The following is an 18,590-nucleotide window of genomic DNA, read 5'->3' on the forward strand; positions in this document are numbered from 1 at the left end:
TTAGTTTTTCTTAAAAATGGCATATACCGGAAAATGGTCGCTGTAACCACCGTGGTATTTGGAGCCTACGTAGGTTCTAAACGGTGTGCCTTTAAACTTGCCATCGAATTGCTTTAAAAAGTCTTCATCAAAAATATTAGCTGAATGAAATTCTAAGCTATTTGGTGTATTTTCAAAAAAGTTAGTGGAAATGATAATCTGGTCGAACAAATTCCATTGGCGACTGTGATACGTGGTCCCTCGGCTATACGAACGAAGCGTTTCCATAGGGTTGTACAGGTTTTGAGATTCCACCAACGATTTTATACTGGTACTTGACGGATCATCGTTAAAATCGCCCATAATAATCAGTTTGGCTTCAGGTTGTTCTTGTCTTAACTCATCAATAACCTCACTTAATCGTTTTGATGCTACGATGCGCTTGGGTTCGGTTTCTTTTTCACCTTCACGTCGCGATGACCAATGGTTAACCAGTACATGAACAGGTAGACCTTCTAATAATCCAGAAACCAGTAAAATGTCCCGGGTGTAATCCGGGCTGCCGTCATCATCAAATAAGGTAATGGTGTAAGTTTCAGAATTAGTGACTTCAAAAACATCACGATCGTAAATTAAAGCCACATCAATACCGCGTTCGTCGGGTGAGTTATAATGTACATAATCATAATTATAATCTTCTAAGTGTTTAAATTCTATTAACGCTTTAATAGCAGTGGCATTTTCAACTTCGGCAATACCAATTAATGCCGGGTGTTTTCCAGTTTCCCGTCGTCCGATATTTGAAATGGCATAACTTAATTTTCGTAGTTTATTGTCATAGCGTTTCGGCGTCCATTTCTTTTTAGAAATAGGTAGAAAATCATTGTCATTTGTATGTTTGTCGTCGTAAATATCAAACAGATTTTCAAGATTATAAAATGCCGTCGTGTATAAATTTGGTCTTACTTCGGCATCATCAAAATCGATCATAGGAAGTTTTTATTTTGCAATAAAAATATAAAAATTAAAATGGATGCAATTATGTAACTTTGCATATTATTTATAAGTATGTTAGAGAAAAAAGATATAAACTTAGAGAAAGCTGTATTAATTGGTATTGTAACTAAAGACCAGGATGAAACCCGATCTAAAGAGTATTTGGATGAGCTTGAGTTTTTAACTTATACTGCTGGAGGCGAAGTAGTAAAACGCTTTACTCAGAAGATGGATATGCCTAACCCAAAAACGTTTATTGGGACAGGTAAGATGGAAGATGTTAGAGAGTTTATTGAAGAGAATCATGTAGGGACTGCTATTTTTGATGATGAATTATCGGCAGCACAGGAACGAAATATTAGTAAAATACTAAACTGTAAAGTATTAGATAGAACCAATCTTATTCTTGATATTTTCGCTCAACGTGCACAAACAAGTTATGCCCGTACGCAAGTAGAGTTGGCACAGTGTGAATATTTATTACCGCGATTAAGAGGTATGTGGACCCACCTTGAGCGTCAAAAAGGAGGTATTGGTATGCGTGGTCCGGGTGAAACCGAGATCGAGACCGATAGACGTATTGTACGTGATAAAATTGCCTTATTAAAAGACCGAATCAAGACCATCGATAAGCAGATGTCGGTACAACGTGGTAATCGTGGTGCGATGGTTCGTGTGGCGCTTGTAGGATATACCAATGTTGGCAAATCCACCTTAATGAATGTTATTAGTAAAAGTGAAGTGTTTGCTGAAAACAAACTATTTGCTACGCTTGATACTACCGTTAGAAAAGTCGTGATTCAAAATTTACCGTTTTTATTAAGTGATACCGTAGGGTTCATTCGTAAGCTTCCAACACAATTGGTTGAAAGTTTTAAAAGTACCCTTGATGAAGTTCGTGAAGCCGATTTATTATTGCACGTGGTTGATATTTCACACCCGAATTTTGAAGAACATATCGATTCGGTAAATAAAATTTTAGGTGAAATAGAAAGTATCAATAAGCCTACCATTATGGTATTCAATAAAATTGATGCTTACAAGCCGGAACCTTATGAAAGCGATGACGAATTTGATATTGAGCGTACCAAAAAGCACTATTCTTTAGACGAATGGAAAAAAACCTGGATGGGTAAAATAGGGGAGAACGCCTTGTTCATTTCCGCTATAAATAAAGAGAATCTGGAAGATTTTAGAAAACGAGTATACAACGAAGTACGTAAAATTCACATTACACGTTTCCCTTACAACAATTTTCTTTATCCTGATTACGACGATATTATCGATTCGTAACGTATATACTCAGGAAATCCCAAAAGATTAAATTAATGAAATTACTACTAAAACGAAAATGGATAAAGTGGGCGGTAATAGTAGGTGTTTCGGTAGTTGGCTTTTTTGCGCTAATATACGCCAGTGTATTTTTAGGTGTATTTGGTAAGTTACCAACAAAAGAAGATTTAAGTTCAATTAAACAGGCTGAAGCTACCCAACTATTAGATAAGAATGGGAAACTTATAGGGAAGTATTACATTTACGACCGGCAGCCTTTAGAGTTTGAGGATATACCACAACATCTTATTGATGCTTTAGTGGCTACTGAAGATGTGCGTTTTTATGAGCACGATGGGGTAGATAATGTAAGTTTACTTCGCGTATTTATAAAGAACATTATTCTTGGAGATAAATCGGCAGGGGGCGGAAGTACCATAACCCTGCAATTGGCTAAGAATTTATTCGGAAGGAAAAATTATGTTGTCTTTAGCATGCTCATTAATAAGTTTAAAGAGTCTATTATTGCTAAGCGTATTGAGGATATCTATTCTAAAAATGATATCTTAACCATGTATTTCAACACGGTGCCGTTTCCTGATAATACTTACGGAATAGAAAGTGCCTCCCGAAAGTTTTTCAACAAACCTGCAATACATTTAAATTATTCAGAGGCGGCAGCTCTTATTGGAACGTTGAAGGCGACTAGCTATTACAACCCAAGATTGCATAGAGAGCGCACACAATTACGACGAGATGTGGTATTTCAGCAAATGTATAAATATGATTATTTAACAGAGGAGGAAATCGATTCGTTAAGTGCTCAGGAACTCGTTTTAAATTATAAATCGTTTAATCACGATGTGGGCTTAGCACCTTATTTCAGAGAAAGTGTAAAAAAGGAGCTTAAAATTATTTTAGATACATTGAAAAAGCCCGATGGTGAACCTTACGATTTGTATCGCGACGGACTGGTAGTTCATACTACTTTAGATTCTACGATGCAGGCTTTAGCCGAAACTTCTATGAAAGAACATCTAGCCGGTTTACAAAGGGCACATGAGCAATCATATGGAAAGTACGCGCCTTGGAATTCTAAAAAAGTAGTAAATTCAGCTATAAAAACCTTACCAGCATATAAAACCTATAAAAGTCAAGGCTTAACTGAAAAACAGATTTTAGATTCTTTATCGGTAAAACGAAAAACCGAATTGTTTCAATGGAAAGGAGATACCATAAAAAATGTCTCGGCGATTGATAGTTTAAAACATTATCTAAAGTTTTTAAATACAGGTATGTTGTCTGTTGAACCGCAAACCGGAGCCATCAGAACGTATATTGGCGGTATCGATTATCGCTTTTTTAAATACGATCACGTATCGCAAAGTGAGCGTCAGGTAGGGTCGACGTTTAAACCGTTTGTGTATACTGCAGCTATTGAAGACGGCATGAAGCCGTGTACTTATTTTTCATTATCGGCAGTGACCTACACCGATTTTGACGACTGGACGCCAACCAATGCAGGTAAGGAGGAAGATGACGAGCATTTAAATTATAACCTTGAAACAGCTTTAAGTCAGTCGGTGAATACGATTGCCGTTAAGGTTTTGAATAAAGTAGGGATTGAAAAAGTAGTGGAGCAAGCGGCTAAAATGGGCATTCAAAAAGAATTGCCAGAAGAACCCTCTTTAGCTTTAGGTGTTGCCGAAATTAATTTGAAAGAATTAACCGGAGCCTATGCTAGTTATGTAAACGATAGTAAACCAGTTAAACTCTATGCTATAACCAAGATCACCGATAAAAACGGACATGTTATTGCAGAGTTTAAACCTGATATTGCCGAAGAACAAGCCTATAGCGATTATACCCGAGAAGTCATGCTGCAAATTATGCAATCGACTGTAAACAGAGGAACAGCAACCCGATTACGTTCAAGTTATAATTTGAAAAACGATATTGCTGGAAAAACGGGTACGACTCAAAACAATAAAGATGGTTGGTTTGTAGGGATTACGCCTAAATTGGTTACGGTAGCCTGGGTTGGGAATGACAACCATAGTATCGGTTTTAAAACCACAGGTATTGGTCAGGGCGCAAATTCAGCTTTGCCTATTTTTGCAAAGTTTTATCAAAAACTAAATGCCGATTCACAATTTAATACGATTACCAAATCGAAGTTTGAAACGCCTTCAGATGCCGTGCTTCAAGACCTGGACTGCGAACCTGAAAAGCGCGATGGGTTCTTAAAACGATTGTTCGGAAACAAGAAAAAGGAACGTAAGTTTAAGAGGAAGTAGTGTTTATTGTGTTAAAGTATTAGATTTTGTTTTTTTCATCTAAATACTTTTCTTCTGAAATTGATTCAATAAAATCGATATTACCTTTCCTGTTAATATACACTTTAGTATACTGAGTTAGCTGACTTGATGATTGAGCGATTGAAGGGTCTATGACTGGGGTAGCTTCAACAACAATTTTTTCTTTACCATATATATATGGAATCCACCAAAATTTAGAATAAACAGTTCCATTCATTAATGCTACGCAACCAGGAAATGCATCAATTGTATTACTAATCGCCTTATCAATTTTTATTCTTTTAGAGGGAACAAATATAATTATGCTTGCTTTGTCTTCTCCTTCTGTTTTCTCAGAAGATTTTTTCAGAGAAGCTAATTTCTCAAGTTCAATATCCTTCGTTGAAACAATTGTAAAGTTAAATAAGTTTCTAGAACATCCGGTTAGGAATGTACAAGCAGTTATCAAAATGATAAATTTTTTCATCAGGTATTTCAATTATTTTTGTAGAATTTGACTAAGCTTTTAGCTCGGCAAATATAATTTTAATTCTTACAAAAAAAGCGGTTGATTTAAATTTAAATTAACCGCTTTTTTTAAAATATTATTTGTTCTTGGTTTAGAACTTATAACTCAAACCAAGTGTATAATATGTCTGTAATTTGTTATCTAAATCATCAAAATCGGTTGCGGTTGCAGGGTCTTGTGCTAGAGCGAAATCAAGCGCTTCCTGTCTGTTGTTTCTTAAGCCAAAATCAAAGCCAACCCCAATCATTTTCCATAGGGTGTAGCTGAACGAATTGGTCCAGGTCCAGTTCGAGTAGTCATTACTTTTGTAACTCTGGAACATCGACAGATTGGTTTTAAAATTCACAGCACCGAAACTTCTGGTGTAATCGGCAACAATTTTAGCACCTAGAGACGATTCGTAAATCGTTTCCCCACTACTAAACACAAAGTTGTAGTTTAATGGGTGAATAACCACTACTAGATTCTCGATTGGCGTCCACGTGGCACCAATACCTAAATCTAAGTATCCAGGGTCATTAAAGTTATCTAAAAGCGTGGTACGGTATTCCATTAATCCCGAAGCTGCTAACGATTTGGTAATGTTTCTACCGTAAAGCGATGAAATGTTAAACACATCGGTTGTTGGGTTGAAGCTATCATCGTCATTTGGGTCGTCTTTATCGTCAAGTTTTACCCAGTTTAAATTGGTGGTTAGGGCATTCCTCCAGAAGAATTTCTCCTGAATTAAATTGGCATAAGCATTTAATGTAAATCCTATATTTCCGGATTGGTTGTTAGGCGTCCCTTGCGAATACCAGTTACTAAAGTTCGAAATGCTTCCCCCAATGGTTCCAAAGGCGCCTATTCGCCAACCTGGAAGTGCATCAATTTTAGCTTGTATGGCTTTAACCTCGGCAGTAAGGGCATCGGCTTCAGCCTTTTTTTCTTTTTTCTGAGCTTCAAGTTCTTCTTTTGTTTGCGCATTAACTGATACCATACCAATTAATAATGCCAAGAGTAAAAGTGTTTTTTTCATATTGGTTTGTTTATGAATGGAGTATAAATATAATTTTAAAATAATTGACTTACAACAGCTGCCGTAAATCATTACGATTTAAGACACTTGTTTTGTGTGAGTGTCACTTAAAATTATTTGTTTTTATATAGCGGAACTGAAGAACAGGCTTCACCGTACATAATGGACTTCGCAATGGGTTTTAGTTTTGAAGCTAACATGATATAGGCATTTTGCGGTACCGGTTTTTTTGAACAGCCTTTAATAATAATAGGCTTATCGGTGTACTCACTAACCTCTAAATTATTGATGATGTTCTGATAAACGCTAGTCTCTAAATCTTCTAAAGAACCTATAACTACATGTTGGGCATAAGGGTCTAAATGGAGACTGATAAGCATAAAAGCCCATCCCGGAATAATAGCATCGCTACTGCAGGTTAACGCCACATAACAGTTCTCGTATTGCGACCAGTCATGTTCTGAAACATGAGTTCTAAAATCTTTTTCGCGAAGCACAAAACCTTCAAAAAGCCAGTCTTTAATATCGAAAACCATACGAGGTCCTTTTGGGTAATAGTCTTCTAAGTTTATTGTTACCAGTTTACTATTCGCTACGCGATTTATAATTTCATCTGCCATACTGCAAATTTAAATAAATTAAAAAGAGTTATTGTAATAATTTATAGGTCTCGACTGCGCTCGACCTGACACTGTTTTTTATTGATAGCCTTCAGCCTGAAGCGAGAACAAATGTGCATATAAATTGTCGTTTCGCATGAGTTCTTCGTGGGTGCCGAGTTCCAGAACTTTGCCATCTTCTAAAACCAGAATGCGATCGGCTTGTCTTACGGTGCTAAAACGGTGTGAAATAATGATGCTCGTTTTGCCTTCTGTTAACCCGATAAAACGAGTAAACACATCGCTTTCGGCTTTGGCGTCTAAGGCTGAAGTTGGTTCGTCTAAAATCATCACTTCGGCATTTTTCATGTACGCACGTGCCAAGGCTACTTTTTGCCATTGCCCACCAGAAAGGTCTTGCCCGTTAGCAAAACGTTTTCCTAATTGTTGGTTGTAACCGAGTTTTAATTCGTTTACAACTGAATCGGCTAAACTTAATTCAGCGGCATTTTCAATTTTTGTTTGATTGTCTAATTCATTAATATCACCAATAGCAATGTTTTCTTTAATGGTGAATTCATAACGGAAGAAATCCTGAAAAATTACTCCGAAAAAGGCTTGGTATTCTGCTTTGTTAAATCGATTAATATTAATTCCATCTAATAAAATGTCTCCCGAAGTCGGTTCGTAAAAACGCAATAACAATTTGGTTAACGTGGTTTTTCCTGCACCATTTTGTCCTACAAAGGCTAATTTCTCACCGGCTTTAAGGGTGAAATTTATGTCTTTTAATATTTCATGATCCGAACCCGGATAAGAAAAATATACGTTCTTAAATTCGAAACCTTCTTTAATACTTTTTGGGAGTGGCATATCTTCCTCGGTTTTCGAGGCAACTGAAATATCTGTAAAATCAAAATAGTCTTTTAGATATAAAGCACTCTCTGAAATACGCGTAAAACGCGAAAAGAACTCCTGGAGATTCTTCATTAAACGGTTAAACGAGCCCGAAAGGAACGTAAGTTCACCAATAGAAATCGCACCTGAAAGTACGCGATAAATAATAAACACATAAGCGCCATAATAACTTAAAGAGCCCAGAAGATTGAATAAAAAACCTAGTGCCGAACGTTTAACGGCAAGTGTTCTGTTGAGTTCGTAATATTCTTCGGAAAGGTTTTTAAAACGATCGACGATAAAATCGGTTAAGCCAAATAATTTTATTTCTTTCGCTGTTTTATCGTTAGCACCAATAAAGCGTAAATAGTCTAATTGCCTGCGTTCTGCTGTCCAGCTTCTGGCTAGTGAGTATTCCTGTTGACTAAAACGCACTTCGTTAATAAACGATGGAATAATACTCAATATTAACAGTAATATTAAATACGGTTCAAAGTACACCAATCCGGCAATTAAAGTAACTATTGATACCGCACTCTGTGCCTGGCCAAGCACATTAGACATGAGTCCAACACGACCAGTGGTTTGTGTTCTGGCACGTTCCAGTTTGTCATAAAATTCAGAATCTTCTAGTAAGCTAATATTAATTTGATTCGTCTTTTTTATAATGGTCACCGACGTTGCTATATTGTATTCATCACCTAATAAACCATCGGTTAACGAAATAGCTCTGTTCATTAAGTCGGATAAAATAACTAAACCGAATTCAATAGCAACGTAGGTCCAGAGTTGAGTGTAATCGGTAGCATCAAGTGAAATTTGATGTATAATTTCGTCGATAATTAATTTACCAACCCATAAAATAATAACTGGAAGCAGGGCGCCAATGAGCCTGCAAAAGGCCGAGAGTAAGAATAGTTTTTTGTTGACATTCCAGATTTCTTTAAAAAACCGGGGAATGTACGTAAGTGCATTAAAAGACGACTTTAAATTTGTTTTTTTACCGCCGTCTTTTAATGATTTAGGTGTGCGTTTAGCCATCTAAAATTTGTTATTAAAGCATGCCCAATTCTAATTTGGCTTCTTCACTCATTAAATCTTGTGTCCATGGCGGATCGAAAGTAATTTCAACCTCGGCACTATTTACGTCATCTAATGATTTTATTTTTTCTTCAACCTCAAGAGGTAATGTTTCTGCTACTGGGCAGTTAGGTGTGGTTAATGTCATTAAGATTTTAACATCGTAATCTTCATTTACAAAAACATCATAGATTAACCCTAATTCGTAGATGTCTACAGGGATTTCCGGGTCGTAAATGGTTTTTAAAACATTAACTATTTTTTCGCCTAAATCGGCAGTGTCAATTGCTTCGCTCATATGTTCAATGTTTACAGGCTTAGTCGGATTCCGATAAGCGACTTAACGAATAATATTATTTTATTTGTGTTTGGTATGCGATGGCATACATTTTAAGTTGTTTTATCATACTAACCAAACCGTTAGCCCGGGTAGGTGATAAGTGTTCTTTTAAACCAATTTTGTCTATAAAAGCCATATCGGCATTGATAATGTCTTTAGGGTGTTGGTTAGAGAACACACGAATTAAAATAGCAATAATACCTTTAGTGATGATGGCATCACTATCAGCTGTAAATTCTACCTTATCGTCCTGCATATCGGCATGTACCCAAACTTTACTCTGGCAGCCTTTAATGATATGGTCATCGGTTTTATATTGTTCGTCAATTAGGGGCAAGTCTTTCCCTAAATCAATCATATATTGGTAACGTTCTTCCCAATCTTCAAACATTGAGAATTCGTCGATAATTTCATTTTGAATTTCTTCTATAGTCACAATCTCAAATTTTATGTAAAAATACAATAAGAATATCAGCTATTCAATGTTTTCTGTAAGAGATAGTATTTCTTTAACAAGTTGAGCGATTTCTTCAGGTGGATTTCCATGGTCGAAGGGCTGACTTTGATAAATAGAATCTTGATATGTTATTTTTAGTTTAGCAATGGCAGCAGCATCAAACATACGTTTATCTGAAGGGGCTTTTAAGTTTGGAATATCCGGAATATCAATAGTTTTTAAGATGTTGTAAATGGTAGACCATTTTTTATCTGAACAGGGCTTAATCAAAGCTTTGGACGCTCTGTTTTTTTGAAATGATATTTCTTTTTTATTGATAATGATGTTCTTATATGTACCTCTTGATATTGCTGAATACTCTATAGAAATAGCCTCCTGAATAATGTTTGAATCCTTACAACCATTAAGATTTAAGATAACAGATAAAATGACGAGAAATAGTTTCATAACATGATTTTGGTATTTAATAATACAAAAAAGACGCCAAAGTTGGCGTCTTTTTGAATTTTATGTCATTCTGATTTAGTTTCCTAACATAGACGCTCTAAAACCTCCAGATGTAAAGACAGCGCGCATTCTGTTGCGTTGGCCATCGGTAAACATATACATGCAGGCATCATCGGTATAATCCATGTAATTCATAGTCATATCAGCATCTTTACAACTAATAGAAGGGTAAGATGGACAACCGTAATTTGCACCATCAGAAGAAGGCGTGTCTTCAACAAAATCGTCTTGTCTACATCTACCGTCTCCCCAAATGTGTCTGAGATTTAACCAGTGACCTACTTCATGGGTTGCTGTTCTTCCTTCGTTATATGGCGCAGCCGTTCCTCCAGGTAAACTCTCATGTAATAATACAACACCATCCGTTGCAAGGTTTCCTCCAGGGAATTGTGCATATCCTAGAATACCTCCTCCTATATTACATACCCAGATGTTCAAATGGGTTTCAGGAGTGATAGGAGGATAAGCAGCTTTTACAGCATCATTTGTTCCCCACGAACTTCTGGAATCATCGTGTCTGTAAGTGGTAATAAGGTTGAATTCTATATCTGTTATTGTAGCATCATTAATAAAATCTGTCGCCCCACTTGGTAATTGATTTGTATTTGTGCTACTAAAGTCATCATTTAGAACTGATATTTGATCGGTTACTTGTTTGTCGGTGATATCACTTGCATTTGGCAGTACAACATGAACATAAACAGGAATAGTGATGGTTCCTAAACCATCCTCGATAGGAAGGACGTCGACATCGGTACTACCTGTGTCACCACTACCTCCTCCTCCAGGGGTCGTAGGTTTTCCCTTTGCAGTTATGAATTTGCGGGTGTGGTACTCTATAGCATACATTTTTTGCTCTAAACCCGGATTTTCCTGAAGCTGACGGTTAAGTACGTTCATGGTGTAACACGGGGTAAGCGATTTTTTTGAGGTAGCAGATTTAGCTGAAATATCTTCTAAATCTGTGTAAACATAAAAATCACTCATGTCAATTTCCTGTTCTTGAGTGATTTCGTTTTTTTCGCTCTCGCAGGCAACAAATAGAAGTCCTATAGCCGCCATACTTAAAATTAATTTTTTCATTTTTTAAATTTAATTTGAATTAGTCGGCTTTGAAGATAGGATATTTTTAGAGTTTAATGGTTCTAAAGTGAAAATTATTGTTAATAATTCGACAAAATGCAGTGTTTTGTTATTTATTTAACAAAATAAAATAAGAAATACTAAAGAATGAGATTATTTTATGCAGAAAATACGATTCTGAATCAGTAGGTTAAGTAGTAAAAAGGTTTTCTTAACCTATTAAGAAAGCATCATTTTGGCTTTTTTAATACCAACAACTAAAGCATCGATTTCAGCTTTGGTGTTATAAAAAGCAAAGGAGGCACGAACAGTACCTGGAATACTATAAAAGTCCATGATAGGCTGTGCACAGTGGTGTCCTGTACGAACCGCAATCCCTAATTTATCTAAAATAGTGCCTACATCGTAAGGATGAATACCATCAAGATTAAAGGAAATTACAGAGGTTTTATGTTTAGACGTACCATAAATTGTTAAGCCTTCAATACTTTGAAGGTTTTTGGTAGCGTACTCTAGAAGTTCTTGCTCGTAACTTGCTATGGTATCGAAACCAATAGCATTCATATAATCTACTGCAGCTCCAAATGCGATACCGCCGCAAATATTTGGAGTTCCGGCTTCGAATTTATGAGGTAAATCGGCGTACGTTGTTTTTTCGAAAGTGACTTCGGCAATCATTTCGCCTCCACCCTGATAAGGGGGTAATTTTTTTAACCATGCTTCCTTACCGTAAAGCATGCCTTGTCCAGTAGGGCCACACATTTTATGTGCTGAAGCGACATAAAAATCGACGTCTAAAGCCTGAACATCTGGTTTTATATGTGGTGTAGACTGCGCACCGTCGATTAAAACAGCAGCGCCAACCAAATGTGCTTGTTTTATGATATACTCTATAGGGTTTATCGTTCCTAAGGCATTTGAAATATGATTGACGAAAACCAACTTTGTTTTTTCAGATAATAAAGCATCAAATTCTGAAATAACGAGTTCGCCATCCTGATTCATTGGGATGACTTTTAAGGAGGCTCCTGTACGTTCGCAAAGCATTTGCCAAGGCACAATATTACTGTGATGTTCTAAAGCTGAAACGATAATTTCATCGCCTTTAGTTAATAGCGATGAAAACCCGTTAGCAACTAAGTTGATGCCATGTGTTGTTCCTGAAGTAAAAATGATTTCATGCGCATGTTTCGCATTGAAATGTGCCTGAATTTTTTGTCTGGCCTGCTCGTATTTATCGGTAGCTTCCTGACTTAAACTATGTACCCCACGATGAATGTTAGCATTGTAGTTTGAATAATAATCTACAATCACATCAATAACCTGTTGAGGTGTTTGTGAGGTTGCAGCATTATCAAAATATACTAAAGGTTTACCATTTACTTCACGTGAAAGAATAGGAAAGTCTTTTCGTATGGTTTCTACATTAAACATAGTTGGTGTGTTTAGCCCCGATAGAGGTATTTGTTGAAGCTCTTCCCGGCAGGTGTCGGGAAAGCGACTACCGATAGCGGGAAGAGCTTCAAAATAATTTTACAGATCGAACCCAATATTAACGCCTAATTTGTTGGCAATAAGCTTCGTGATACGTTGTTTGATTTCTGGAATCTTTACCGAACTTAAAACGTTATTACTGAACGCATACATTAAAAGTCCTTTGGCTTCTTTTTCTGGAATTCCGCGCGAACGCATGTAGAACATAGCACTTTCGTCTAACTGACCAATCGTACAACCGTGAGAACATTTTACATCGTCGGCAAAAATCTCTAATTGTGGTTTGGTGTTTATCGTCGCTTTATCGCTAATTAAAATGTTATTGTTAGCCTGAAAGGCATTGGTTTTTTGCGCTTCTTTTTCAACAACAACTTTACCATTAAATACGCCAACGGCATTATCGTCGAAAATACCTTTGTAATCCTGGTGGCTTTCGCAGTTAGGTTCGATATGGTGTACTAAAGTGTTGTGATCTACATGTTGTTTATCGCCAATAATGGTCACACCTTTTAGTGTAGAATCGATACGTTCTCCGTTTTGGAAGAAGTTAAGATTGTTTCGCGTTAATTTACCGCCGAAACTAAACGTATGTACAGAAGCGTGACTTTCGCGTTTTTGGTTGATAAAGGTATTATCAATCAATGACGCATTAAGGTTGTCATTCTGAATTTTGTAATAATCAACAATAGCGCGTTTATTAGCAAAAATTTCAGTAACACTGTTGGTTAAAACCGGGTTATCGGTTAAACTTTGGTGACGCTCGATAATTTGTACATGCGAATTCTCGTCAACCACAATTAAGTTACGTGGTTGCAACATGGTAGCAGCTTCGCTTCCTGTAGAAAAATGTACAATTTGAATTGGTTTTTCTACGAGTTTGTTTTTAGGAATGTGAATGAAAGCACCTTCATTTGAAAATGCCGTGTTTAACGATGTTAAACTGTCTTTACTTGCCGCTTTGTTAAAGTAATTTTCAATTACTAAACGGTATTTAGGTTTGCTTAATGCCGCAGACATTAAACATACATCCATACCATCGTGTGTGGTTTGCGATAGGTGCGAGGAATATTTTCCATCAATAAATACAATTTTGTAACTATCGATTTCGTGGATAAAATATTTCTTTACATCACGGTAATCTAGAGCCTCTTCGCGTTTTGGAAATAGGCTATAGTCGTGTTTTAGCACACTGTTTAGTGAGGTGTATTTCCAGGCTTCCTCTTTCTTGGAAGGGAATCCGTTTTCCTCAAATATTTTGATAGCATCGCTTCTAACATCGTGAACATACGCATCGTTATCGACACGGTTTTCGAAGGCTAGAAATGATGATACTAATTTATCTTTTAAATCCATTTGCTCGGTTTATTTAGCGTTCACTTCTTCTTTAATCCAGTCGTAACCTTTCTCCTCTAATTCGTGAGCTAATTCTTTTCCTCCTGATTTTACAATGCGTCCGTTGTATAATACGTGAACGAAATCTGGAACGATATAATCTAATAAACGTTGGTAGTGTGTAATCACTACAACCGCGTTATCTTCACTTTTTAATTTGTTAACACCGTTAGCAACAATACGTAAAGCATCTATATCTAGACCAGAATCTGTTTCATCAAGAATAGCTAATTTAGGATCTAACATAGCCATTTGGAAAATCTCGTTACGTTTCTTTTCACCACCAGAGAACCCTTCGTTTAGAGAACGTGATAAAAATTTACGATCGATTTCTAAAAGTTCAGATTTCTCACGGATTAATTTTAGCATGTCTTTAGCAGGCATTTCTTCTAATCCTTGAGCTTTACGAGTTTCGTTAATAGCAGTTTTCATGAAGTTTGTTACTGAAACTCCAGGAATTTCTACAGGATATTGAAAGGATAGGAAGATACCTTTGTGAGCGCGCTCTTCAGCAGCCAATTCGTCAATATCTTCACCTTCAAAAATGATGCTACCATCGGTAACTTCGTACTCTTCTTTTCCTGCGATTACAGATGATAAGGTGCTTTTACCAGAACCATTAGGTCCCATGATAGCGTGTACTTCACCTGGTTTTACTTCAAGGTTAATACCTCTTAAAATCGCTTTATCCTCAACACGAGCGTGTAAATTCTCAATTTTTAACATAACTATTCTTGTCCTAGTTTTACAACATTGTTACTCTCTGGATTGGGTTTTGAAACATTTAAAATTTCAACCACTTCAACTTTATTATCCCAAAGAATTTTATCGTCTTTTTTATTTGTGATTTTTCCTCTTATTTCTACCGGAACCATATCTGTAGGTTCGGTTTTATATTTTTCGGCAAGCTCATTAAGCTCTTGCATTTTATCGGTTATAAAAACGCCGTAAATATTAGCATGCGTTTGTATTACTGCGGCACCATCGAAATACACAAAGTCGCCTTTTAAAAGGGTTAGCCCGTCGCTTTGTTTAGCGGTTTTTTCAGGACTATCGGCTGTGATTGTTTCTTCGGTAGTTTCTGCTTTTTTATCGCTTTTACACGCCGTTAAAACAGAAAGTGTTAACAGTAAAACAAATGCTTTTTTCATATTACAGAGATTTATCCAACGCTTCCTTCTAAGCTAATTTCTAATAATTTTTGAGCTTCAACGGCGAATTCCATAGGTAACTTGTTAAGTACCTCTTTACTGAACCCGTTTACGATAAGCGCAATAGCTTTTTCGGTGTCGATACCACGTTGGTTACAATAGAAAATCTGGTCTTCACCAATTTTACTGGTTGTTGCCTCATGCTCGATTTGAGCTGTCTTATTTTTAGCTTCGATATATGGGAAGGTATGTGCGCCACACTCGTTACCCATAAGTAAACTATCACATTGCGAGAAGTTACGTGCGTTTTCTGCACGGCTTGCCACTTGCACTAGTCCGCGGTAAGAGTTTTGCGATTTACCTGCCGAGATCCCTTTAGAAATAATGGTAGATTTTGTGTTTTTACCAAGGTGAATCATTTTCGTACCAGTATCGGCTTGTTGGAAGTTGTTAGTTACCGCAATTGAGTAAAACTCACCAACTGAATTGTCGCCTTTTAATACACATGATGGATATTTCCAGGTTACAGCACTTCCGGTTTCAACTTGTGTCCAAGATATTTTAGAATTCTTCTCGCATAAACCACGTTTGGTTACAAAGTTGTAAACTCCACCTTTACCTTCGGCATTTCCAGGGAACCAGTTTTGTACGGTGCTGTATTTAATTTCTGCATTATCTAAAGCGATAAGCTCTACAACGGCAGCATGTAACTGGTTTTCGTCACGACTTGGTGCTGTACAACCTTCAAGGTAACTTACGTAACTACCTTCATCGGCTACAACTAAGGTTCTTTCAAACTGACCGGTTCCGGCTTGATTGATACGGAAATACGTTGATAATTCCATAGGGCATTTTACGCCTTTTGGAATGTAACAGAAACTTCCGTCACTAAATACCGCACTGTTTAAAGCAGCATAGAAGTTGTCTGTTTTAGGAACTACAGTTCCGATATATTTTTTTACTAATTCCGGGTGTTCTTTAATCGCCTCAGAAATTGAGCAGAAAATAATGCCTTGCTCGGCTAATGTTTTCTTGAATGTAGTTGCTACCGACACAGAATCGACAACCACATCCATAGCCACACCAGCTAATTTTTTCTGTTCGTCCAGAGAAATTCCTAATTTATTAAACGTGTCTAATAACTCAGGGTCTACTTCGTCTAAACTTTCGTATTTAGGTTTTTTATTTGGTGCTGAATAATACGAAATGGCTTGAAAGTTTGGTTTCTCATAGTGTACGTTAGCCCATTCCGGCTCGGTCATACCTTGCCAGATACGAAAGGCTTCTAAACGCCACTCGGTCATCCATTCCGGCTCTTCTTTTTTAACAGAAATAGCACGTACTATATCTTCATTTAAACCAACAGGAAATGTTTCAGATTCTATGTCGGTATAAAATCCGTATTCGTATTCTTTAGTCTTAAGTTCTTCTCTTAAATCGTCTTCAGTATATTTACTCATCAGTCTTCAGTTATTGATTTAAAGTGAAAAAGATTCACCACAACCACAAGTTCTATTGGCATTCGGGTTGTTAAACACAAATCCGGTACCGTTTAGTCCTCCAGAATATTCCAGAGTGGTTCCTATTAGGTATAAAAAGCTTTTTTTGTCAACAATAATTTGTACACCATTGTCTTCAAAAACTTTGTCTTCTTCTACTTTTTCTTTATCAAACTTTAAATCGTAAGATAGCCCAGAACAACCACCACTTTTTACCCCAACACGGATATAATCGGTCGTCGGGTCAAAGCCATCTTCTTGCATAAGCTCGACAACTTTTTTCTTAGCTGTTTCAGAAACTTTTATCATAATTATCTATATAAAAATATATATTGTCAAAATTGACTGCAAATATACAATATAAGTCGCGGATTACCATAGAGCCTAACATTATATTCACATATAGTTTTATAGGTTTTTCTTATTGTTTGTAAAATCAATAGTTTGTTGTATAATTTTAGTTATTAGGCAAATAATTTGAATTTTTATTAGTGTTTGGGTATTCAATAATCTAAATAAGCTTCTTATTTTTGCAGCATGATAGAAGATAAAAACCAGCAGCGTACAGATTTAAGTGAGTTAGGAGAGTTTGGATTAATAGACCACCTGACTAAGAATTTTGTAATCAACCATAAATCGACCGTAAAAGGTATAGGTGATGATGCCGCAGTGCTTGATTTTAAGAAGAAAGTTGTGGTAACTACCGATTTGTTAGTCGAAGGCGTACACTTCGATTTAAGTTATATGCCTTTAAAGCACTTAGGGTATAAATCGGTGATTGTAAATTTGTCCGATGTGTACGCTATGAATGCTACGGCTACACAAATTACCGTATCTATTGCGGTTTCTAATCGTTTTCCATTGGAAGCTTTAGAAGAAATTTATGCAGGTATAGAAACAGCGGCTAAAATTTATAATATTGATGTGGTTGGAGGTGATACGACGTCTTCTAACAAAGGTCTTTTAATTTCTGTAACTGCTTTAGGTGAAGTAGAAAATGAAGTATATCGAAACGGAGCAAAACCTAACGATTTATTAGTGGTTACCGGAGATGTAGGTGCCGCTTATATGGGGTTACAGGTGTTGGAACGTGAAAAGGAAGTGTTTAAAGTCAACCCAAATAATCAACCGGATTTAGATCAATATACCTATGTTATTGAGCGTCAGTTAAAGCCTGAAGCTAGAAAAGATATAGTGAAGTTGTTGCAGGATTTAGATGTTAAACCAACATCGATGATTGATATTAGTGACGGATTATCTTCTGAAATTATGCACATCTGTAAGCAAAGTAAAGTGGGGTGTGATTTGTACGAAACAAAAATACCTTTAGATCCTCAGGTCATTTCAACATGTGAAGAGTTCAATATTGATAGTACTACGGTGGCTTTAAACGGGGGGGAGGATTACGAATTGTTAATGACCATTTCACAGGACGATTATCCGAAAATTAAAGCGAATCCTAATTTAACGGTTATAGGTTATATGACTGAGGAAAGTGCTGGTATGCATTTAGTAACCAGGGCAGAAACTAAAATACCAATTAAAGCTCAAGGTTGGAAAAACTTTAACGAGTAAGATATTAATGAATTGATTTTAAGAGGGGTGCCTGTTTTTACATTCAGGTACAAAGAACAGTAATCAGAGTTTTTGTGAACCCTAAATCTGCAGAAATAAAAAGCAATTAGATTTCAGGACCTTAATAAGGTGAGGAAGCGATAATTTTTCTTTGTTTGCGTTCCATTCTTGAATGGTGAATACGCTCTAAAATATCGTTGATTTCCTGAAACTTTGGTGTTAATTCAATTAAATTGCCGTTGCTATTTGTTGTTAACTGCTTTTTGCAATGTGAGCAGGTGTATTCTTTAACGTGGTACGTAACCTGTTTTGTTACTTTGTAGTTATGACCGAAAAGACTACAGTACATTTTCGGTATAAATGCTTGGGTGTTAGTAGTGGTTTTCATGGGTTGTGGTTAATTTGTTGATTTAAACATAGTTAAA

General features: G+C 36.5%; 19 protein-coding genes. 3 read left to right on the top strand and 16 right to left on the bottom strand.

Translation table 11 applies throughout. The annotated features are described in order from the left end of the window. Complete coding sequence (locus ICJ85_RS05880; RefSeq protein WP_188222843.1) at positions 1–969, bottom strand: endonuclease/exonuclease/phosphatase family protein; 969 nt, start codon at positions 967–969, stop codon at positions 1–3. A gap of 78 nt (positions 970–1,047) precedes the next feature. On the opposite strand from ICJ85_RS05880, the gene hflX reads away from it, so the two are divergent. Beyond that, positions 1,048–2,268, top strand: a complete 1,221-nt coding sequence (gene hflX, locus ICJ85_RS05885) for a GTPase HflX (protein WP_188222844.1) — start codon at positions 1,048–1,050, stop codon at positions 2,266–2,268. A 35-nt stretch (positions 2,269–2,303) separates the two neighbouring features. Further along, positions 2,304–4,544 (top strand): transglycosylase domain-containing protein, encoded by a 2,241-nt coding sequence (locus ICJ85_RS05890; protein ID WP_188222845.1) that lies wholly within the window; start codon positions 2,304–2,306, stop codon positions 4,542–4,544. Positions 4,545–4,563: 19 nt separating this feature from the next. On the opposite strand, the gene ICJ85_RS05895 is transcribed toward ICJ85_RS05890, so the two are convergent. From ICJ85_RS05895 to ICJ85_RS05960, 14 genes are all read right to left on the bottom strand, one after another. Next, positions 4,564–5,031, bottom strand: a complete 468-nt coding sequence (locus ICJ85_RS05895; RefSeq protein WP_188222846.1) for a hypothetical protein — start codon at positions 5,029–5,031, stop codon at positions 4,564–4,566. Positions 5,032–5,164: 133 nt separating this feature from the next. Then, the gene (locus tag ICJ85_RS05900) at positions 5,165–6,091 is read right to left on the bottom strand and encodes a DUF3078 domain-containing protein (RefSeq protein ID WP_188222847.1); all 927 of its coding nucleotides are present in this window, start codon (positions 6,089–6,091) and stop codon (positions 5,165–5,167) included. Between the two features lie 113 nt (positions 6,092–6,204). Then, positions 6,205–6,711, bottom strand: coding sequence for a DUF2480 family protein (locus tag ICJ85_RS05905; RefSeq protein WP_188222848.1), 507 nt, complete (start codon positions 6,709–6,711; stop codon positions 6,205–6,207). Positions 6,712–6,789: 78 nt separating this feature from the next. Beyond that, positions 6,790–8,628: an ABC transporter ATP-binding protein gene (locus tag ICJ85_RS05910; protein WP_188222849.1), complete on the bottom strand. Its 1,839-nt coding sequence runs from the start codon at positions 8,626–8,628 to the stop codon at positions 6,790–6,792. A 13-nt stretch (positions 8,629–8,641) separates the two neighbouring features. Next, entirely contained in the window at positions 8,642–8,965 is a 324-nt protein-coding gene (locus ICJ85_RS05915) for an SUF system Fe-S cluster assembly protein (RefSeq protein WP_188222850.1), read from the bottom strand. Between the two features lie 55 nt (positions 8,966–9,020). Continuing rightward, positions 9,021–9,443: a SufE family protein gene (locus ICJ85_RS05920; RefSeq protein ID WP_188222851.1), complete on the bottom strand. Its 423-nt coding sequence runs from the start codon at positions 9,441–9,443 to the stop codon at positions 9,021–9,023. A gap of 39 nt (positions 9,444–9,482) precedes the next feature. After that, positions 9,483–9,911: a hypothetical protein gene (locus ICJ85_RS05925; RefSeq protein ID WP_188222852.1), complete on the bottom strand. Its 429-nt coding sequence runs from the start codon at positions 9,909–9,911 to the stop codon at positions 9,483–9,485. 75 nt (positions 9,912–9,986) lie between these two features. After that, a complete protein-coding gene (locus tag ICJ85_RS05930; protein WP_188222853.1) occupies positions 9,987–11,054 on the bottom strand; it encodes a zinc metalloprotease in 1,068 nt (355 codons plus the stop codon). Between the two features lie 219 nt (positions 11,055–11,273). Then, positions 11,274–12,488: an aminotransferase class V-fold PLP-dependent enzyme gene (locus ICJ85_RS05935; protein WP_188222854.1), complete on the bottom strand. Its 1,215-nt coding sequence runs from the start codon at positions 12,486–12,488 to the stop codon at positions 11,274–11,276. A 99-nt stretch (positions 12,489–12,587) separates the two neighbouring features. Then, positions 12,588–13,901: a Fe-S cluster assembly protein SufD gene (sufD, locus tag ICJ85_RS05940; protein WP_188222855.1), complete on the bottom strand. Its 1,314-nt coding sequence runs from the start codon at positions 13,899–13,901 to the stop codon at positions 12,588–12,590. Positions 13,902–13,910: 9 nt separating this feature from the next. Continuing rightward, on the bottom strand, positions 13,911–14,666 hold the full coding sequence (sufC, locus tag ICJ85_RS05945) for a Fe-S cluster assembly ATPase SufC (RefSeq protein ID WP_188222856.1): 756 nt from the start codon (positions 14,664–14,666) through the stop codon (positions 13,911–13,913). A gap of 2 nt (positions 14,667–14,668) precedes the next feature. Then, positions 14,669–15,091, bottom strand: coding sequence for a hypothetical protein (locus ICJ85_RS05950; RefSeq protein WP_188222857.1), 423 nt, complete (start codon positions 15,089–15,091; stop codon positions 14,669–14,671). A gap of 11 nt (positions 15,092–15,102) precedes the next feature. Further along, on the bottom strand, positions 15,103–16,551 hold the full coding sequence (sufB, locus tag ICJ85_RS05955) for a Fe-S cluster assembly protein SufB (RefSeq protein WP_188222858.1): 1,449 nt from the start codon (positions 16,549–16,551) through the stop codon (positions 15,103–15,105). A gap of 18 nt (positions 16,552–16,569) precedes the next feature. Continuing rightward, positions 16,570–16,899 (bottom strand): HesB/IscA family protein, encoded by a 330-nt coding sequence (locus tag ICJ85_RS05960; protein WP_188222859.1) that lies wholly within the window; start codon positions 16,897–16,899, stop codon positions 16,570–16,572. Between the two features lie 228 nt (positions 16,900–17,127). Between ICJ85_RS05960 and thiL the strand changes: the two genes are divergently transcribed. Further along, positions 17,128–18,165 (top strand): thiamine-phosphate kinase, encoded by a 1,038-nt coding sequence (gene thiL / locus ICJ85_RS05965; protein WP_188222860.1) that lies wholly within the window; start codon positions 17,128–17,130, stop codon positions 18,163–18,165. 121 nt (positions 18,166–18,286) lie between these two features. Here thiL and ICJ85_RS05970 read toward each other — a convergent pair whose 3' ends face one another. Further along, positions 18,287–18,553: a hypothetical protein gene (locus ICJ85_RS05970; protein WP_188222861.1), complete on the bottom strand. Its 267-nt coding sequence runs from the start codon at positions 18,551–18,553 to the stop codon at positions 18,287–18,289. Positions 18,554–18,590 lie beyond the last annotated feature (37 nt).

The organism is Aestuariibaculum marinum, assembly GCF_014596975.1.
GTDB lineage: Bacteria > Bacteroidota > Bacteroidia > Flavobacteriales > Flavobacteriaceae > Aestuariibaculum > Aestuariibaculum marinum.

Bases quoted from the DNA above. Each gene is read 5' to 3' on its own strand.
- sufD (WP_188222855.1), bottom strand. From the start codon at position 13,901: ATGGATTTAAAAGATAAATTAGTATCATCATTTCTAGCCTTCGAAAAC.
- ICJ85_RS05905 (WP_188222848.1), bottom strand. From the start codon at position 6,711: ATGGCAGATGAAATTATAAATCGCGTAGCGAATAGTAAACTGGTAACA.
- hflX (WP_188222844.1), top strand. From the start codon at position 1,048: ATGTTAGAGAAAAAAGATATAAACTTAGAGAAAGCTGTATTAATTGGT.
- ICJ85_RS05970 (WP_188222861.1), bottom strand. From the start codon at position 18,553: ATGAAAACCACTACTAACACCCAAGCATTTATACCGAAAATGTACTGT.
- sufB (WP_188222858.1), bottom strand. From the start codon at position 16,551: ATGAGTAAATATACTGAAGACGATTTAAGAGAAGAACTTAAGACTAAA.
- ICJ85_RS05900 (WP_188222847.1), bottom strand. From the start codon at position 6,091: ATGAAAAAAACACTTTTACTCTTGGCATTATTAATTGGTATGGTATCA.
- thiL (WP_188222860.1), top strand. From the start codon at position 17,128: ATGATAGAAGATAAAAACCAGCAGCGTACAGATTTAAGTGAGTTAGGA.
- ICJ85_RS05935 (WP_188222854.1), bottom strand. From the start codon at position 12,488: ATGTTTAATGTAGAAACCATACGAAAAGACTTTCCTATTCTTTCACGT.
- ICJ85_RS05895 (WP_188222846.1), bottom strand. From the start codon at position 5,031: ATGAAAAAATTTATCATTTTGATAACTGCTTGTACATTCCTAACCGGA.
- ICJ85_RS05925 (WP_188222852.1), bottom strand. From the start codon at position 9,911: ATGAAACTATTTCTCGTCATTTTATCTGTTATCTTAAATCTTAATGGT.
- sufC (WP_188222856.1), bottom strand. From the start codon at position 14,666: ATGTTAAAAATTGAGAATTTACACGCTCGTGTTGAGGATAAAGCGATT.
- ICJ85_RS05890 (WP_188222845.1), top strand. From the start codon at position 2,304: ATGAAATTACTACTAAAACGAAAATGGATAAAGTGGGCGGTAATAGTA.
- ICJ85_RS05930 (WP_188222853.1), bottom strand. From the start codon at position 11,054: ATGAAAAAATTAATTTTAAGTATGGCGGCTATAGGACTTCTATTTGTT.
- ICJ85_RS05880 (WP_188222843.1), bottom strand. From the start codon at position 969: ATGATCGATTTTGATGATGCCGAAGTAAGACCAAATTTATACACGACG.
- ICJ85_RS05960 (WP_188222859.1), bottom strand. From the start codon at position 16,899: ATGATAAAAGTTTCTGAAACAGCTAAGAAAAAAGTTGTCGAGCTTATG.
- ICJ85_RS05910 (WP_188222849.1), bottom strand. From the start codon at position 8,628: ATGGCTAAACGCACACCTAAATCATTAAAAGACGGCGGTAAAAAAACA.
- ICJ85_RS05950 (WP_188222857.1), bottom strand. From the start codon at position 15,091: ATGAAAAAAGCATTTGTTTTACTGTTAACACTTTCTGTTTTAACGGCG.
- ICJ85_RS05915 (WP_188222850.1), bottom strand. From the start codon at position 8,965: ATGAGCGAAGCAATTGACACTGCCGATTTAGGCGAAAAAATAGTTAAT.